A 15,358-nucleotide genomic window follows, 5' to 3' on the forward strand; every position below is an offset into this window, starting at 1 on the left:
CGTGGCACCGGGGTGAAGACATGCGTGCGCCGGGCGAATCGCAGAGCCGGCCCGGCGGGTCAACCGGCGGCGCGCGCGCGGCAGCCCTTCGCGCGGCGTCTGGACCGGGGTGCCGCGGCCTCCCTACCCTGCCACGCCGTGAGAGAGGGGATGGCGATGCGCCTGCTGGTCCCGCTGCTGGCCTGCGCGCTGTGGTTCGGCCAGGCCGCGGCCCAATCCCACGGCCTGTCCGTGCCCGAGGATGCCGAGCCGGATTTCTGGGCGGTGCGCGGCGCGCCCGGCGGCAGCCGGCTGAACATGCGGGAGGAGCCCATCGAGGGCATGATCGTCACCGGCCTGCCGCCCGGCGAGGTCCTGCGCAACCGCGGCTGCCGCACGGTGCGCGCGGAGCGGTGGTGCCGCGTGGAGCGGCTGGCGGGCGCGCAAGCCGGCTGGGTCGCCGCGCGCTTCCTGCTGCCCGCCCCGCCGGCCGCCGCGCCTGCGGCGACCGAGGCCGAGCCCGCCTTCGACGCCACCGGCAAGATCCCCTGCGCCACCATCCCCGGCCAGACATCGCGCGACTGCGCCTTCGGCGTGCTGCGCAACGGGCCGGGCGCGGCGAGCCTGCGCGTCACCGGCAGCGCCGGCATCGTGCGCTACATCTATTTCGACGATGGCGTGCCGGTGCGCTCCGACGGCGAGGGCAGCTTCACCGTGGAGCGGCTGAACGACCTCTTCCTGATCCGCATCGGCGGCGAGCGCTACGAAGTGCCGCGCGCGGTCATCGAGGCCGGAACCCCCTCGCCGGCTGCCGACCCGCCGGCGGCGCAGCGATGATGCTGGCGCGCCATGGCTTCATGCGGCGCGTCGCGGCTTGAACCGCCCTGCCGCGACCACGCCGATCAGCGCAACCGCGAGCAGCGCCATCGTGCCGGGTTCGGACACCTCGGTGAAGGTGAGCGGGATCTGATAGGCGCCGGGGTCGCAATGGGATGGCAGCACCGAGATCAGGCAGGACACGGTGGCCTGGAAGTTGCCTTGCGACGCACCCTTGAACATCCCCGAGCCCACGACGTCCGCGGTCGCACCGCCCTCGTAGGTCGCCACGCCCGACCAGGAGAAGGGCACCTCGTAGGCGGCGTTCACGCCGTTCACCTGCACCCGCAGCGTCGTGAGCGGCGGAACCGTCGGGCGGAAGCCGACGACCCATTGAACGGTGCTCGTGGTGGTGTCGGCGCGGCCATGCGTCACGGTCGTCTGGTTCGAGACCCCGACCTGGAGCCCTTCCTTCGCGAGACCGGGCAGGCTGACCGTGGTGGTGGCTGTGATGGATTCTCCGACGCTGTCGGCCACCGAGAAGGACAGCGAATAGGATTGGCTGTAGCTGAGGTTCAGCTGCCCGATGCCTTGCTGCGGGAGGTTCGTGGTGTTGGTCAGGTCCACCGGCGCCTCGGCGATGCCGGTGATGTTGCTGAACTGGGCGTTGGCGAAGTCGTAGGTGACCGTCTGGAGGTCCAGCGCCGTCACCGCGCCTTGCGCATTGGTGGCGGTGTAGATGGACGACTTGTTGCCGTCCTGCGGGCCGCTGCCGGAGAAGACCTGGAAGCTCCCATCGTCCTGTACCTGGGCGAAGTAGGAGGTTGAGGAGCCTTGCTGCTGGCTCTGCGTCGCGGCGACCGGCACCACTGTCCCGCTATTGGTGCCGGTGGCCGAGGTGTAGAGAACGAAGTTGCCGTCGGTCTGCATGTGCGCAAAGAAGCCGCCGAGGTTGGCGTCGCTGAGGCCGCTCAGCGGCGTCCAGCCATTCGTGCAGCATCCGGCGACGTCCGGGTTGGATCCGGGCACGATCCAAAAGAATCCGCCCCCGGAGACACCATAATAGGTGCCGCTTGGGGAAGTGGTGTAGTCGCCTGCGTACAGAAAGGTATCACCTGGAATGTACCCGGCGAAGCTTGCCATGACAGCCCTTCTCCCTGGCTCCGCACGTTGCATGGTCGCGCCGCGGTGCGTGGATGACGTTTCTTAAGCACAGCCGCAAAGACGACAACCCGTTCACGTCGTTATTGAAGCATATAGCTGGGCTTGCTGCCAGGGTGCGGCGGCAAGCGCTACGAGGTGCCGCTGGCGGTGGTCAGCGGCGGCTGACGGCGCGCCCACAGCACGGCCACCAGGAACGCCAGGCCCGCCACCGTCGCCACGCCGGTCAGCAGCCAGGGCATCGCATCGTAGTTGCCGGCACGGTCCCACAGAAGGGAGAGCGAGAGCGGCGCCGCGATGCGGGAGAGCACCATGCCCGTGCTCATCGCCGCGCTGATCTGGCCGTATCCCTCCCGCCCCAGCAGGTCCACGATTGCGGTGGCGCGGACGATGTTGACCAGCCCGCCGGAGATCCCGAACAGCAGCGCGAAGACCAGCATCAGCCCGAAGGAGGTCGGGGTGACGGCCAGCACCGCCATGGCGGGCGGCAGCAGCAGGAAGCCGAACAGCCCGACCGGGCGGCTGTCCAGCCCGCGCGGCCCCAGCATCACCAGCACCAGGCGGGACGCCACCTGGATCGGGCCGTGCAGCGCGATGATCACCAGCGCGAGGCCCAGCGCCAGGCCGCGCTCATCCAGGAAGGGCAGCATGTGGAACATCACGCCGCTGCCCACGAAGACTTGGCCGCAGGCAGCGACCGTCAGCGCCCAGAACACCCGGTTGCGCAGCACGGCGCGCAGCAGTCCGGGGCGATCGGCGGCGCCGGAAAGGCTGCCCCGCAGCCCCCGCAGCATGGTCGCCGCCACGACCACCGGCACCAGCTGCAGCCCGGCGAAGACCAGCAGCGCCGCGCGCCATCCGAAATTCTCGACCAGCAGCGCGCCGAAGGGCAGGAAGATCGCGGTGCAGAAGCCCGTGACGAAGCTGATGTGGGTGATCGCCCGGCGCGGGTCGCGGGTGTTCGCCGCGACCAGCGCATAGGCCGGGTCGGTCAGGCACATCGCATGGCTGATGCCGATGGCGATCCAGAGCGCGTAGAACAGCACCAGGCTGTCCACCAGCGACCAGGCCACCAGCAGCGGCACGCCGAGCGCGGCACCCAGCGTCAGCAGCCCGCCCGAGCCATGCCGGTCCACCCAGCGCCCGGCCGGGATGGCCGCGATGCCGGAGGCGAGCAGGCCGGTGCTGAAGGCGCCGGCGATGGCCGCGCGCGACCAGCCGAGCTCGGCTTCCATCGGCGCCAGGAAGGCGGGAAAGCTGCTGTAGACCGTGCCCCAGCAGATCAGCTGGTGGATCGCGACGGCGATGACCAATCGCCGCTCGCTGGTCATGGTTGGTGGGGGTCCGTGTCCATCAGACCGTGAACTGCTCCGCGATGATGCGCTCCGACAGCCCGTGGTCGGGGTCGAACAGCATGGTCAGCGACACGCCGCGGTCCTCGCGCACCTCCACGCGGCGCACGTCGCGCACCTCGGTGTAGTCGGCGGTGGCGGAGACGGGGCGCTTCTCGTGCTCCAGCACCTCGAACACCACCTCGGCTTCGGCGGGCAGCAGCGCGCCGCGCCAGCGCCGCGGGCGGAAGGCGCTGATCGGCGTCAGCGGCAGCAGGTTGGCGCCGAGCGGCACGATCGGCCCATGCGCCGAGAGGTTGTAGGCGGTGCTGCCGGCGGGAGTGCTCACCAGGATGCCGTCGCAGATCAGCTCCGTCAGCCGCGTCTTGCCGTCGATCAGCACGCGGATCTTGGCGGCCTGGCGGGTCTCGCGCAGCAGGGAGACCTCGTTGATCGCCAGCGCGCCTTCCTCGGCGCCGCTGCCGGTGAAGGCGCGCATGCGCAGCGGGTGCAGCACCGCGGCCTGGGCCTGCGCCAGGCGTTCCGGCAGCGCGTCCTCGCGGTAGTCGTTCATCAGGAAGCCGACGCTGCCGCAATTCATGCCGTAGATCGGCAGGTTGCGGCCGAGCAGCTTGTGCTGCGTCTCCAGCATCATCCCGTCGCCGCCGAGGGCGACGACGAATTCCGCGCGATCCAGCGGCGCCGCGCCGTAGCGTTCCGCCAGCCTGTCCTGCGCCGAGCGCGCGACCTCGGTGGCCGCGGCAAGGAAGGCGATGGCGGTCAAGCGAGGGCGTCCGCGCGCGGGGGAGGCTCGCCGGCGCTGGTCACAACCCGTCCACCTTCCGCGCCGCGCGATGCTCCAGCACCGGCATGTCGCGCCGCACGCGCGCGGTGACGTCCGGGTCGATGCGCGCCGTCGCCCAGCCGACGCCGTCGCTGCATTTCGCGACGACATGGCCCCAGGGATCGCAGACCAGGGAGTGCCCGTAGACCTGACGGGTGGCGCCGCGCTCCTCATAGGAGCCATACGACGCGGCCGCGACGATCCAGCACTGCGACTCGATGGCCCGCGCGCGCAGCAGCACCTCCCAATGGTCCTTGCCGGTCTGCAGCGTGAAGTTGGAGGGCACCAGGATCGCCTCCGCGCCCATCCTGCGCAGCGCGACGAACTGCTCGGCGAAGCGCATGTCGTAACAGACCGTCAGCCCGAAGGTGACGCCCCCGGCGTCCACGCAGACCAGCGCATTGCCGGCGCCATAGAGCGCGCTCTCGCGATAGCCGGTGCCGTCGGGCGCGGTGATGTCGAACAGGTGGATCTTGCGGTAGCGCGCGATCTCCCGCCCACCCGCGTCGAACAGCAGGGAGGTGTTGAACAGCTTCTCCCCGCCCTGCTCGATGATGGAGCCGCCATGCACATGGATGCCGTTGGCGCGCGCGACCTCGCGCAGGAACTCATAGGCCGGCCCGCCGGTGCCGCCGGGCTCCGGCAGGTCTTCCGCAGCCGCCATGCGGGCATCGCGCCCGCCGCCGAGATTGGTCCAGGTCTCCGGCAGGGAGACCATGTCCGGCCGGTCGGCCGCGATGGCGCCCTCGATCAGCCGACGGGCCTGCGCGATGTTCGCGGCCTTGTCGGAGCCCTGGTTCATCTGGATGACGGCGACGCGCATCGCCCGATCAAGCGCCGCCCGCGCGCCGCGCGCAAGCCGGGCGGGTCCGGGCGCCGCCGCAGCCGGCGTGCGCCCGGCGCGACTCAGCTCGCGATCAGGCCGCTGTTGGTCACGGTGATGCGGCTCGCGCGGCAGACATTCACGCCGCGGATCTCCGCCGCACGGCCATTCGCCCAGACCACACGGAAATCGTAGTTGCCGGTGTTCGCGGCGCGGTAGTTCACGTAGCGGCCCGGCGCCAGCACCGACTGGCCGAGTTGGTCGGTGCCCCAGCCATTCCGGCTGGAATGGCTGAAGAAGAGTTGCGCCACGGTCACGGAGGACTGGTTCGAGACGCGGAAGGATGTGTCGCAAGCCTGGCTGGGGACGACCACCACCTGTTGCGCCGGCTGCTGCTGGCACGCAGCGAGGCCGAAAGAGGCAGTGGTCAGCAGAGCAGCAGTCAGCAGACGACGACGCATCAGAGGCGTCCTCCCGGTTCCGTTACAACGAGGAGGCTAAGTTACACGCCAAGATGCAAACAAGGGGTAGAGAAAGGTCTTTTTTGTTCAGCGCGGCTGGCGAGGCCATTCCACCCGTGGCTCGGCACGGCTGCCGCCGCGATCGGGCCAGGTGGCGGGTGGCGGGACAGGCGGCGCATGGCGTGGTGGAGACGCGGTCTCCGCGCGCCGCGCCATAGGCGGCGGCTCCACCCATTCGTCGTCCACCGGCGGGCGGCGGCCGCGCCCCGGCTCCGGCAGGCGCAGCGCCAGGGTGCGGATCTCGGTCTGGATCTCGTCGAGCTGCGCCTCGATCGCGTCCAGCCTGCCCTTTACGCCGAAGACGCTGAAGGGCATCAGCAGATAGGCCAGCCCCACCAGCAGCAGCACGACCAGCGCCACCAGTCCGGTCCAAGGGGGCAGGCCCGGAAGGGTCACCGCGCTGGCGAGGTCCTGGAGCATCAGCCGCCTGTCACGCTCATGTGGCGCGCGACCGCCGGCGCCTTGCGGTCCCGGTCTATCACGAAATCATGGCCCTTGGGCTTGCGCGCGATGGCGGCCTGGATCGCCTCCTGCAGCCCGGCCTCGTCCACCGAGGGATCGCGCAGCACCGCGCGCAGATCGGCCGCGTCGTCCTGGCCCAGGCACATGTAGAGCGTGCCGGTGCAGGTGAGCCTGACGCGGTTGCAGCTCTCGCAGAAATTGTGGGTCATCGGCGTGATGAAGCCGATGCGCCGCCCGGTCTCCTTGACCGTGTAGTACCGCGCCGGGCCGCCGGTCTTGTAGTCGGTGTCCTGCAAGGTCCAATGCGCGCGCAGCCGGTCCCGCACGGTGGAGAGCGGCAGATATTGGTCGGTGCGGTCGCTGCCGATCTCGCCGAGCGGCATGGTCTCGATCAGGCAGAGGTCGAAGCCGTGCTCGCCGCACCAGACCAGCATGCGGTCGAATTCGTGCTCGTTGACGCCCTTCATCGCGACGGCGTTGATCTTCACCTGCAGCCCGGCGGCCTTGGCGGCGAAGATGCCGTCCAGCGTCGGCTCGATCTTCCCCCAGCGGGTCAGGGCGGTGAAGGTCGCGGGGTCGAGGCTGTCGAGCGAGACGTTGATGCGCCGCACGCCCGCCGCGTAGAGCTCGTCGGCCATCCTCACCAGTTGGGTGCCGTTGGTGGTGACCGTCAGTTCCCTGAGCCCGCCGCCATTCAGCCGCTGGCCGAGGCTGCGGAACAGGCTGATGACGTTCTTGCGCACCAGCGGCTCGCCGCCGGTCAGGCGGATCTTCTCGGTGCCGAGCGATATGAAGGCGCCGCAGAGCCGGTCCAGCTCCTCGAGCGTCAGCACTTCCTTCTTGGGAAGGAAGGTCATGTCCTCCGCCATGCAATAGACGCAGCGGAGGTCGCATCGGTCGGTGACCGAAACGCGGAGGTAGCTGATCTTGCGGCCGAAGGGGTCGATCATGGGTGCTGGCGGACCTTTCAGGGCGGTATCTGGTCCGCCGGCCGGCCCTGTTGCAAGCCCCTATGCAAGAACCGTTATGAGCCCCGTCGCCACCAGGAAGCCCAGCGCCAGGCGCCGGTACCAGCGGTCCGGGATCACGTTGAACAGCCGCGCCCCGATCGGCACGCAGAGCAGCAGCACCGGCAGCAGCAGCACCACCTTGGCGAAGACCGTCCAGCCCATCAGCCCGCCGAGTGCCGGCGGGATCACCGAGATCACGGCGATGGTCGCGAAGAACAGGATCAGGTTGGCGCGGTGGCGCTTCGCCTCCTCGGGTCCCGCCAGCAGGTAGAGGATCACGGGCGGCCCGCTCATGCCCGTCGCGCCCTTGAGCAGACCGGCCACAGTGCCGACGGCCAGGTTGAGCGAAAGCGGGCGGGAGCCATGGTAGCGCCAGTCGGAACTCAGCAGCAGGCCGAAGACCAGCACGAAGCCGCCGATGCAGCGGCGCAGCAGGTCCTGGTCGGCGGTCAGCAGGATGAAGGCGCCGACCGGCGTCATCAGCACCGCCGCGGCGCCGATCGGCAGGATCACGCGCCGGTCCGCATGCCCGAAGGCCTTGGGCAGAAGCTGCATGGAGACGAACAATTCCATCAGCAGCATCACCGGCACGCCGATCCGCGGCCCCCACAACACCGAATAGGCCGGCGCCAGCAGCACGGCCGTGCCGAAGCCGGAATAGCCGCGCATCACGCCGGCGATGGCGGTGATGCCAAGCGCCACGAAGAAGCGCCAGTCGCCCAGCACCCCGGCAAGCTCGCCCAGGAAGGCATTCATGCCCGGTCGTCCTCCACCGGCTCCAGCGCGGCGGCGGAGAGGCGGAGCGTCACCTTGCCGGCATGTTCGAAATTGACGGTGACCCGGTCGCCGGCGACGGATTGCACCTGGCCGGTGCCCCAATCGGGCCGCGCGGGCAGGCGCACGCGCATCCCCGGAAAAAAGTCGCTGGTCACGACCGATGCTTCAACATCATTAACCCTTCGGTGGGAAGCCTGTGGCTTAGTGTCGGCGCGGCCCAGGAGGGGCGGCAAGGCTGGGGGATCCAGGATGGGTGAAACGGGTGCGTCGGCCCAGGTGGCGCTGGCGCAGGCGGTGTGCACGCGGCTCTGCCACGATCTCGGCGGGCCGACCGGCGCGCTGGCGGGCGCGCTGGAATTGCTGGATGGCGCGGCCGACGAAGCCGGGGAAGTCGCGCGCGACGCGGTGCGCATCATCGACCGCCGGCTGCGCTTCTGGCGCGCCGCGGTGGGCGGGACCGCCGCCGACCTCGATGTCCCGGCGCTGGCGCAGCTTGCGGAAGGGCTGACGCTCGGGCGCAAGGCCGTGATGAACCTGGCGGGGCTCGCCCCCGACGCGCCGATCCCGCCTGGCATGGCGCAGACGCTGCTGATGGCAATGCTGGTCGGCGTGGAGGCGATGCCGCGCGGCGGCACGCTGCATGTCGCGGGTCATCCGGCAGAAGGGATCGGCGTACGCCCGGAGGGGCCGGGCGCCGCCTGGCCGGCGGGGCTGCCCTCGCTGCTGGCGGGCGAGAAGCCGGTGCTGACGCCGCGCGGTATCGCCCTGCCGCTGCTGGTGGCGCTGGCAGCGGCGGGGCAGGTGCGGGTGGATCTGGCGCTCTCCGGCGCCGCGCCGGGGCTGCTGGTGCTGACGCCACGGGGGTGAAGCGACCCGGTCTTGCGCAGTCGTTCGCGCCCCCACCCGGCTTCGCTGTGCTCAGCCACCCTCCCCCGCTTCGCAGGGGAGGGATTGTCAGCGCTGCCTGCTCCCTCCCCTGCGAAGCGGGGGAGGGTTGGGGTGGGGGCACGACTGACCGCACCCGAAGGTCGCCCTACCCGAACCCCGCCATCGCCCGCGCCTCCGCCGGGGAGACGCCCGATGCCCGCAGATCGCGCAGCGTCGCCGCCCTGTCGCGCTTGGCCAGACGCCGCCCGGACGCATCCAGCAGCAGAGGGTGATGCGCATAGGCCGGCTCCGGCCAGTCCATCAGCACCTGCAGCAGCCGGTGCAGGTCGGTCGCCGGCTTCAGGTCCGCGCCGCGCGTCACCAGGGTGACGCCCTGGAGCGCATCGTCATGCGTGACGCAGAGATGGTAGCTCGCCGGCGCATCCTTGCGCGCCAGCACCACGTCGCCGAACCGCTGCGGTTGGCAGGCGACGCGGCCCTCCCCTTCTTCGTGGAAGGAGAGCCCGGCCGGCACGCAGGCCACCGCGCGCGCGATGTCCAGCCGCAGCGCATGCGCCTCGCCCGTCGCGATGCGGCGCGCGCGCTCAGGCTCCGACAGCCCGCGGCAGGTGCCGGGATAGAGTGGCCCGTCCGGACCATGCGGCGCCGAGAGGCTCGCTGCGATGTCGCGCGCGATCTCTTGGCGCGTGCAGAAGCAGGGATAGAGCAGCCCGCGCGCCGCCAGCGAATCGAGCGCCGCGCGGTATTCCGCCAGATGCTCCGACTGCACCCGCACCGGGCCATCCCAGTCCAGCCCGAGCCAGCGCAGATCCTCCTCGATCCCGACCGCATACTCCCGGCGGCAGCGGCCGGGATCGATATCCTCCAGACGCAGCAGGAAGCGCCCACCCCCCGCCCGCGCGCGCCGCCAGCCATCCAGCGCCGAATGGGCATGGCCGAGATGCAGATATCCCGTCGGGCTCGGCGCGAAACGCGTGACGCAGCGCAGCATTATGGCCATCACTATGCGCCGGCGACCCTGGGGAACAAGGCCATGCCCGAAACGCTCGACGGCCCGCGCTGGGGCCCGGCCGAAGGCGGCGCGCCGCGCAAGCTGGTGCTGCTGCTGCACGGCCTCGGCGCCGACGGCTTCGACCTCATCGACCTCGCCCCCGGCTGGGGCAAGGCGGTGCCGAATGCGCTGTTCGTCGCGCCGCATGCGCCGGAGCCCTGCGACATGGCGCCCTTCGGCCGGCAATGGTTCAGCGTTCAGGACCGCACGCCCGCGCGGATGCTGGCGGGGGTGCGGGTCGCGGCGGACCACCTCTCCGCCTTCCTCAATGCCGAGACCGCGCGGCATGGCCTGGCCGCCGGCGACGTGGCGCTGATGGGGTTCAGCCAGGGGGCGATGACCGCGCTGTTCACGGGGCTGCGGCGCGATCCGCCGCCGGCCGCGATCCTCGCCTATTCCGGCCGGCTGGTCGGCGCCGAGGTGCTGCAAGCCGAGTTGCGCGGCCGGCCGCCGGTGCTTCTGGTGCATGGCGAATCGGACGATGTCGTGCCGGTCTCGGGCAGCCGGGAGGCCGAGGCGGCGCTGACCGCCCTCGGCATCCCCGTCGAATCGGCCTATCGCACGGGCCTGGCGCATGGGCTGGACGATGCCGGGATCGCGCTCGGCGGGCTGATGCTGCAGCGGCATCTCGGCGGAATGACAGGCGCATGAAATGGCCGTGGGCGGGCGGCGAGGCCCCGGCGGCGTGTGTTGCGCTGCGGCGCGGCCGCTGGCATGAAGTCTCTGCTAACGCGGCGATGCCACAGTATCTGGGGCCATCCTCTCGTTTACGGCCCCAGGTCTTGGGATCGCCCTTCGGCAGAAGGAGCGGCGCTTGCCCGATGGCGGAGCCTTCGTCGGTGAAAGGTCCTTCCCCGCGCTCGTCCTGAACGCGGATTTCCGGCCGCTCTCCTATTTCCCGCTCTCGGTCTGGAGCTGGCAGGATGCCGTGAAGGCGGTGTTCCTGGACCGCGTCTCAGTGCTTTCGGAATACGAGACGGTGGTGCATTCGCCGTCGCTGCGCATGAAGCTGCCGAGCGTGATCGCGCTGAAGGAGTTCATCCCCGCGGCGCGGCGCCCCGCCTTCACGCGGTTCAACGTGTTCCTGCGGGACAGCTTCGCCTGCCAGTATTGCGGCCATTCCAAGCCGACGCAGGACCTGACCTTCGACCATGTGATCCCGCGCAGCCGCGGCGGCCGCACGACCTGGGACAACGTCGTCACCGCCTGCGGGCCGTGCAACCTGCGCAAGGGCAACCGCTTGCCGCGGGAGTGCCACATGCTCCCCCGCCTGCCCCCGCGCCAGCCGACGAGCTGGGAATTGCAGGAGAACGGCCGGTCCTTCCCGCCGAACTACCTGCATGAGAGCTGGCGCGACTACCTGTATTGGGATTCCGAGCTGGAGAGCTGAGTTCGCCGGGCGCCCCGCATCGTCTCAGCGATCGATCTCCACCAGCAGCACCAAGTGATCCGTCACCGCGCGCTGTACGCCTCAGCGCGCGCGCCGGCCCGCACCGCGCCAGATGAAGGCGGCCAGGCCCAGCGCATAGAGCAGGTTCATCTGCGGCACGGTCAGCGGCAGCCACTCGAAGGCATAGGCCGGGGCGTCGCAGGATTTGCTCGGCATCGCCGGCAGGCTCGCCAGCATGTCGTCCACGCTGCCGAAGGTCGCCGTCGGCGCCAGGCAGGCCGGCAGCGGCGATGGCCACCAGCCCTGCTCGACGCCGACATGCACCGCCGCGATGGCACCGGATACCAGGACGGCCAGCGCCGCCGCACGCAGCGCCCAGACCCGCCACGCACCGGGCAGCGCCAGCGCCAGCAGCGCGATGCCCGCCGCCACCCAATAGGGCCAGCGTTGCCAGAGGCACAGCGCGCAGGGCGCCAGCCCTGGCCAGCGCTCGCTGCCCATCGCCAGCAGCGGCGCGGCGGCGGCGAGGATCGCGGCGAGCAGCGGGAACGGCATGGCGCGCACCATCCTCCCGCCGCGCGCCCGCGGCAACTGGACCGGCCCTGCCCCGCCGCCTACGCTTCCCGCATCAACGCGAGGGGCACGCCATGCTGCGCATCTGGGGACGCACCAACTCGTCCAACGTCATGAAGGTGCTCTGCCTCTGCGAGGAGCTGGGCCTGCCTTTCGAGCGCATCGACGCCGGCGGCGCCTTCGGTCGCACGAAGGAGCCCGAATACCTCGCGCTGAACCCCAACGCGCTGGTTCCGACCATCGAGGATGACGGCTTCGTCCTCTGGGAGAGCAACGCGATCATGCGCTACCTGGCGCGCACGCGCGCGGCAGGCGGCACGCTCTATCCGGCCGATCCGAAGACGGCGGCCGATTGCGACCGCTGGATGGACTGGCAGCTCGGCACGCTGAACCCGCCGATGACGACGATCTTCTTCACCTTCGTCCGCACGCCCGAGCCCGACCGCGACCTGGCCGCCGCGGCCAAGGCGCGCGACGCGGCGGAGCGGCTCTGGGCGATGGTGGAGACGAAGCTTGGGCGGAACGACTGGGTGTGCGGCGCGCATTTCACCATCGCCGACATCGCGCTCGGCATCTACGCGCATCGCTGGTTCAGCCTGCCCATCGCGCGCAAGCCGATGCCGGCGCTGGAGGCGTGGTATGCCCGGCTCAAGGCGCGGCCCGGCTTCGCGAAGCACTGCGCGGGGCCGCTGAGCTGATCCGTCAGCGCGTCAGCACGGCGGGCCAGTTGCGGTTCGCGGTGGCGATGAAGCCGGGGATGTCGCGCAGCCAGCGGCGCTGCACGCCGGCATCGTAGTTCACGTAGAGCTTGCCATCCACGATGCGCCATTGCAGCGGATCGGCCGGCGCGGTGTAGCCCTGCGCGACCGCCCAGGCGCAATAGCCGCCGAATTGCGGCGCGTAGCGCGCGGGATCGGCACGGAAGGCGTCGCGGTTCGCGGCATCGGCGAAGCGCCAGCGCGCACCGCCCCATTCGGCCTCGAACCGCGCATCGCCGCGCACCGGCCGGCCTTGCGTGAAATAGGCGACGGCGTCGTAGCCGCGCAGCGCGAGGCCGTCCTCGGCGAAGATCCCGGGCTTCGCGGCGCGCGCCGCCTGCGGCGCGACGGCGAGGCCGATGAACAGCGCCGCCAGGCTGCGGCGGTCGAGACGGATGGCGGGGCTCTGCATGGCGTGTCCTCCTTGCTGCCCGGACTTCGCCGCACGACGCCGCTGGGTTACGGTGCTATCACCGCGAGGCGCCGGGCACCCAGGCCACGTCGCGCGCGCCGTTCCCGTTCAGCCGCCGCGCCAGCACGAAGAGGTGGTCCGATAGCCGGTTGAGGTAGCGGATCACCGCGGCATTCACCGGCTCCTCGCCGGCCAGCGCCACCACCAGCCGCTCCGCGCGCCGCACTACGGTGCGCGCCACATGCGCCTGCGCCGCGCCGGGCGAGCCTCCGGGCAGCACGAAGCTGCGCAGCGGCGGGATCACGGCGTTCATCGCGGCCAGCTCCTGCTCCAGCCGCAGCGATTGCGCGTCGCTGACACGCAAGCGATCCGCGCCGATCCCGGGCACGCAGAGATCGGCGCCGAGATCGAACAGGTCGTTCTGCACCCGCGCGAGCATCGCATCCGCCTCCGCATCGCCATCCAGGTGCAGGCGCAGCACGCCGAGCGCGGCATTCGCCTCATCCACCGTGCCGAAGGCCTCGACCCGCAGCGAATCCTTGCGCACCCGGGCGCCGTCGCCGAGCGAGGTCTCCCCGGCATCGCCGCCGCGGGTCGTGATCACGTCGAGCTTCACCACCATCGTTCTCCTCGGACCGCTATCGGTCGGTCAGCCTGAAGTTGATGGCGACCGGCAGGGTCGAGAAGACCGGGTTGCCATCCTGCGTCGCCGGTTCGAAGCGCCAGCGGCGCACGGCGCGCTCGGCTTCCCGGTCCAGCGCGGCAAAGCCGGAGGAGCCCAGCAAGGACAGGGACACCACGCGTCCGTCGGGCCCGACCTGCACGAGCAGGGTCACGCGCCCCTGCTCGCCGCGGCGGCGGCTCTCGGCCGGGTATTCCGGCGCCGCATTGCCACGCCCGGCCTGCCGCGGCGGGACGATCGCGCCGGTGGCGACGCCGCGGCCGGCAGCCAGCGCCGCAGCGTCACCCTCCGGGCCCTGGCGGGAAGGGGGTGACCAGATGCGCGGCGGCGCGGCGGCGGCCTGCTGGGCGGGACGCGGCGGGGGCGCGGGCGGCGGCAGGGGCAGGGCCTCCTCCGGCGGAGGTGGCGCCGGTTCGGGCGGGGGCGGCGGCGGCGCAGGCGCCTGCGGCGACGGCAGCGCGGCCTGCTGCGTCGGCGGGGGCGCGGCTGTGGCGGGGGCCTGTTGCGGCGGCGACGGCGGCGCTTCAGGCGGCGGCAGCGACGCCTCCGCCACGGCGGGCAGCGGCGGTGGCAGAACGGGCGTGCCGGCGGAAGGCGGCGAAGCCGGCACAGCCTCGGCGGCCGCCGGTGCCGGCGGAGGCGGGGCGTTGGCGACCGGCTGTGGCGGCGCGGGGGGCGGCAGCGGGGCCGCGGCGGGGCTGGGCGGCGGCGCCGGCGGGGCTGGCGCGGCCGCAGCGGGGGGCGGCGGCGGCACCGGGGGCGGCGCACCCGGCGCGCCGGCGCCGGCGCTGTCCGCCGGATCGCCCGCGCCGTCCTCCGTGCTTTCCCAAACCAGCGCGACGGGCTGCTCGGCCGGATGCGGCAGCGGCCGCGTCGCCGCCCAGAGCATCGCGGCCAGCGCCGCTGCGTGCAGGGCGGCGGAGGCGCCGAGGAAGCCGGCCTCGCGCCCGCGCCCGGCCGCTGCCCGGGTCACAGCACCAGCACGCCCCTGTGCTTGGCCTTGCCTTCCGGCTCGACATGGATGGTGATGACGGCCGTGCCGAGCTCCTCCTTCAGCGCGGCCTCGATGCGGTCGCAGATGTCGTGCGCATCGGCCACCGTCATGTCGCTCGGCACGACCAGGTGGAACTCCACGAAGGTGTAGCGGCCGGAATGGCGGGTGCGCAGGTCATGCGCTTCGAGCGCGCCCGCGCCATGCACGCCGACCAGGTCGCGGATGCGGGCCAGCCGCTCGGCCGGCACCGCCTCGTCCATCAGGCCGCCGACGGATTCGCGCACCAGCCTTGTGCCGGACCAGAGGATGTTGAGCGCCGTCAGCGCGGCCAGCAGCGGATCGAGCCAAAGCAGGCCGGTCAGCGCCACCAGGCCGACGCCGATCAGCACGCCGACGGAGGTGACGACATCCGCCATGAGGTGCCGCGAATCCGCAAGCAGCGCCGGCGACCGCACCAGGAGGCCATGCCGCCGCAGCACCAGCGCCCAGGCGGCGTTGACGCCGGTCGCCACCGCCGAGACCGCGAGGCCGAGCGGCGCCTGCTCCGGCGCGCGGGGCGAAAGCCAGGCCATCCAGGCCTCGTTCAGGATCAGCAGCGCGGCGACGATGATCAGCGCGCCTTCCAGAACGGCGGAAAAATACTCCGCCTTGGCGTGTCCGTAGGGATGGTTGGCGTCCGGCGGCAGGGCGGAGAGCCGGATCGCGATCAGCGCCGCCACCGCGGCGGCGACGTTCACCACGCTCTCCAGCGCATCGGCGAACAGCGCGACGCTGCCGGTCAGCCACCATGCGCCGGCCTTGAGGGCGAGCACGCCCAGCGCCACGGCGACACTCGCGCCGGCGATGAACTGGAGGCGATGCTGCGCCGCGGTCGTCGTCATCGGGC

The 15,358-nt window shown here is 71.6% G+C and carries 20 protein-coding genes; 5 read left to right on the forward strand and 15 right to left on the reverse strand.

The genetic code is table 11. The features are described from left to right. The first annotated feature begins 150 nt into the window (after positions 1-150). A complete protein-coding gene (locus E4T13_RS20390) occupies positions 151-816 on the forward strand; it encodes a hypothetical protein (RefSeq protein ID WP_137180190.1) in 666 nt (221 codons plus the stop codon). A gap of 18 nt (positions 817-834) precedes the next feature. On the opposite strand, the gene E4T13_RS20395 is transcribed toward E4T13_RS20390, so the two are convergent. The 9 genes from E4T13_RS20395 to E4T13_RS20435 all read right to left on the reverse strand — a co-directional run bounded on the left by E4T13_RS20395 (position 835) and on the right by E4T13_RS20435 (position 7,855). Continuing rightward, entirely contained in the window at positions 835-1,824 is a 990-nt protein-coding gene (locus E4T13_RS20395; protein WP_170985111.1) for a PEP-CTERM sorting domain-containing protein, read from the reverse strand. A 263-nt stretch (positions 1,825-2,087) separates the two neighbouring features. Beyond that, positions 2,088-3,287, reverse strand: coding sequence for an MFS transporter (locus E4T13_RS20400; RefSeq protein WP_137180192.1), 1,200 nt, complete (start codon positions 3,285-3,287; stop codon positions 2,088-2,090). Positions 3,288-3,309: 22 nt separating this feature from the next. Further along, positions 3,310-4,071 (reverse strand): NAD kinase, encoded by a 762-nt coding sequence (locus E4T13_RS20405; RefSeq protein WP_206030301.1) that lies wholly within the window; start codon positions 4,069-4,071, stop codon positions 3,310-3,312. A 40-nt stretch (positions 4,072-4,111) separates the two neighbouring features. Continuing rightward, entirely contained in the window at positions 4,112-4,954 is an 843-nt protein-coding gene (locus E4T13_RS20410) for a carbon-nitrogen hydrolase family protein (RefSeq protein WP_206030261.1), read from the reverse strand. Positions 4,955-5,037: 83 nt separating this feature from the next. Next, positions 5,038-5,415: a hypothetical protein gene (locus tag E4T13_RS20415; protein WP_137180194.1), complete on the reverse strand. Its 378-nt coding sequence runs from the start codon at positions 5,413-5,415 to the stop codon at positions 5,038-5,040. 87 nt (positions 5,416-5,502) lie between these two features. Beyond that, positions 5,503-5,895: a hypothetical protein gene (locus tag E4T13_RS20420; protein ID WP_137180195.1), complete on the reverse strand. Its 393-nt coding sequence runs from the start codon at positions 5,893-5,895 to the stop codon at positions 5,503-5,505. Then, a complete protein-coding gene (gene moaA / locus E4T13_RS20425) occupies positions 5,895-6,887 on the reverse strand; it encodes a GTP 3',8-cyclase MoaA (RefSeq protein WP_137180196.1) in 993 nt (330 codons plus the stop codon). The genes E4T13_RS20420 and moaA overlap by 1 nt, the downstream gene beginning before the upstream one ends. Positions 6,888-6,947: 60 nt before the next feature. Further along, complete coding sequence (locus E4T13_RS20430; protein ID WP_137180197.1) at positions 6,948-7,703, reverse strand: sulfite exporter TauE/SafE family protein; 756 nt, start codon at positions 7,701-7,703, stop codon at positions 6,948-6,950. Beyond that, entirely contained in the window at positions 7,700-7,855 is a 156-nt protein-coding gene (locus E4T13_RS20435; RefSeq protein WP_137180973.1) for a DUF3553 domain-containing protein, read from the reverse strand. Before E4T13_RS20435 ends, E4T13_RS20430 begins: the two co-directional genes overlap by 4 nt. A gap of 118 nt (positions 7,856-7,973) precedes the next feature. Between E4T13_RS20435 and E4T13_RS20440 the strand changes: the two genes are divergently transcribed. After that, on the forward strand, positions 7,974-8,591 hold the full coding sequence (locus tag E4T13_RS20440; RefSeq protein WP_137180198.1) for a histidine phosphotransferase family protein: 618 nt from the start codon (positions 7,974-7,976) through the stop codon (positions 8,589-8,591). Positions 8,592-8,757: 166 nt separating this feature from the next. Here E4T13_RS20440 and gluQRS read toward each other — a convergent pair whose 3' ends face one another. After that, positions 8,758-9,603 (reverse strand): tRNA glutamyl-Q(34) synthetase GluQRS, encoded by an 846-nt coding sequence (gene gluQRS / locus E4T13_RS20445; protein WP_170985217.1) that lies wholly within the window; start codon positions 9,601-9,603, stop codon positions 8,758-8,760. A gap of 42 nt (positions 9,604-9,645) precedes the next feature. Between gluQRS and E4T13_RS20450 the strand changes: the two genes are divergently transcribed. Both E4T13_RS20450 and E4T13_RS20455 read left to right on the forward strand, forming a co-directional pair. Beyond that, on the forward strand, positions 9,646-10,314 hold the full coding sequence (locus E4T13_RS20450) for an alpha/beta hydrolase (RefSeq protein ID WP_137180200.1): 669 nt from the start codon (positions 9,646-9,648) through the stop codon (positions 10,312-10,314). Between the two features lie 163 nt (positions 10,315-10,477). Beyond that, positions 10,478-11,053 carry an HNH endonuclease gene (locus E4T13_RS20455; protein WP_137180201.1) on the forward strand — a complete coding sequence of 192 codons (576 nt, stop codon included), beginning with the start codon at positions 10,478-10,480 and terminating at the stop codon, positions 11,051-11,053. A gap of 81 nt (positions 11,054-11,134) precedes the next feature. Here E4T13_RS20455 and E4T13_RS20460 read toward each other — a convergent pair whose 3' ends face one another. Continuing rightward, positions 11,135-11,608, reverse strand: a complete 474-nt coding sequence (locus tag E4T13_RS20460) for a disulfide bond formation protein B (protein WP_137180202.1) — start codon at positions 11,606-11,608, stop codon at positions 11,135-11,137. Positions 11,609-11,700: 92 nt separating this feature from the next. Between E4T13_RS20460 and E4T13_RS20465 the strand changes: the two genes are divergently transcribed. Continuing rightward, positions 11,701-12,324 (forward strand): glutathione S-transferase family protein, encoded by a 624-nt coding sequence (locus E4T13_RS20465; RefSeq protein WP_137180203.1) that lies wholly within the window; start codon positions 11,701-11,703, stop codon positions 12,322-12,324. A 4-nt stretch (positions 12,325-12,328) separates the two neighbouring features. On the opposite strand, the gene E4T13_RS20470 is transcribed toward E4T13_RS20465, so the two are convergent. From E4T13_RS20470 to E4T13_RS20485, 4 genes are read right to left on the reverse strand one after another with little or no spacing between them, the layout of a single operon-like run. After that, positions 12,329-12,796, reverse strand: a complete 468-nt coding sequence (locus E4T13_RS20470; RefSeq protein ID WP_137180204.1) for a YHS domain-containing (seleno)protein — start codon at positions 12,794-12,796, stop codon at positions 12,329-12,331. Between the two features lie 58 nt (positions 12,797-12,854). Next, complete coding sequence (locus tag E4T13_RS20475; protein ID WP_137180974.1) at positions 12,855-13,415, reverse strand: cob(I)yrinic acid a,c-diamide adenosyltransferase; 561 nt, start codon at positions 13,413-13,415, stop codon at positions 12,855-12,857. 19 nt (positions 13,416-13,434) lie between these two features. Then, positions 13,435-14,451 (reverse strand): energy transducer TonB, encoded by a 1,017-nt coding sequence (locus E4T13_RS20480; protein WP_137180205.1) that lies wholly within the window; start codon positions 14,449-14,451, stop codon positions 13,435-13,437. Further along, positions 14,448-15,353, reverse strand: coding sequence for a cation diffusion facilitator family transporter (locus E4T13_RS20485; protein ID WP_137180206.1), 906 nt, complete (start codon positions 15,351-15,353; stop codon positions 14,448-14,450). The genes E4T13_RS20480 and E4T13_RS20485 overlap by 4 nt, the downstream gene beginning before the upstream one ends. Positions 15,354-15,358 lie beyond the last annotated feature (5 nt).

It is taken from the genome of Roseomonas sp. AR75 (assembly GCF_005222815.1).
In the GTDB taxonomy this organism is placed as follows: domain Bacteria; phylum Pseudomonadota; class Alphaproteobacteria; order Acetobacterales; family Acetobacteraceae; genus Falsiroseomonas.

Coding starts and splice junctions, on each gene's coding strand:
- E4T13_RS20390 (WP_137180190.1), top strand. CDS start 151: ATGGCGATGCGCCTGCTGGTCCCGCTGCTGGCCTGCGCGCTGTGGTTC.
- E4T13_RS20400 (WP_137180192.1), bottom strand. CDS start 3,287: ATGACCAGCGAGCGGCGATTGGTCATCGCCGTCGCGATCCACCAGCTG.
- E4T13_RS20410 (WP_206030261.1), bottom strand. CDS start 4,954: ATGCGCGTCGCCGTCATCCAGATGAACCAGGGCTCCGACAAGGCCGCG.
- E4T13_RS20415 (WP_137180194.1), bottom strand. CDS start 5,415: ATGCGTCGTCGTCTGCTGACTGCTGCTCTGCTGACCACTGCCTCTTTC.
- E4T13_RS20420 (WP_137180195.1), bottom strand. CDS start 5,895: ATGCTCCAGGACCTCGCCAGCGCGGTGACCCTTCCGGGCCTGCCCCCT.
- moaA (WP_137180196.1), bottom strand. CDS start 6,887: ATGATCGACCCCTTCGGCCGCAAGATCAGCTACCTCCGCGTTTCGGTC.
- E4T13_RS20430 (WP_137180197.1), bottom strand. CDS start 7,703: ATGAATGCCTTCCTGGGCGAGCTTGCCGGGGTGCTGGGCGACTGGCGC.
- E4T13_RS20435 (WP_137180973.1), bottom strand. CDS start 7,855: ATGCGCGTGCGCCTGCCCGCGCGGCCCGATTGGGGCACCGGCCAGGTG.
- E4T13_RS20440 (WP_137180198.1), top strand. CDS start 7,974: ATGGGTGAAACGGGTGCGTCGGCCCAGGTGGCGCTGGCGCAGGCGGTG.
- gluQRS (WP_170985217.1), bottom strand. CDS start 9,603: ATGCTGCGCTGCGTCACGCGTTTCGCGCCGAGCCCGACGGGATATCTG.
- E4T13_RS20450 (WP_137180200.1), top strand. CDS start 9,646: ATGCCCGAAACGCTCGACGGCCCGCGCTGGGGCCCGGCCGAAGGCGGC.
- E4T13_RS20460 (WP_137180202.1), bottom strand. CDS start 11,608: ATGCCGTTCCCGCTGCTCGCCGCGATCCTCGCCGCCGCCGCGCCGCTG.
- E4T13_RS20465 (WP_137180203.1), top strand. CDS start 11,701: ATGCTGCGCATCTGGGGACGCACCAACTCGTCCAACGTCATGAAGGTG.
- E4T13_RS20470 (WP_137180204.1), bottom strand. CDS start 12,796: ATGCAGAGCCCCGCCATCCGTCTCGACCGCCGCAGCCTGGCGGCGCTG.
- E4T13_RS20485 (WP_137180206.1), bottom strand. CDS start 15,353: ATGACGACGACCGCGGCGCAGCATCGCCTCCAGTTCATCGCCGGCGCG.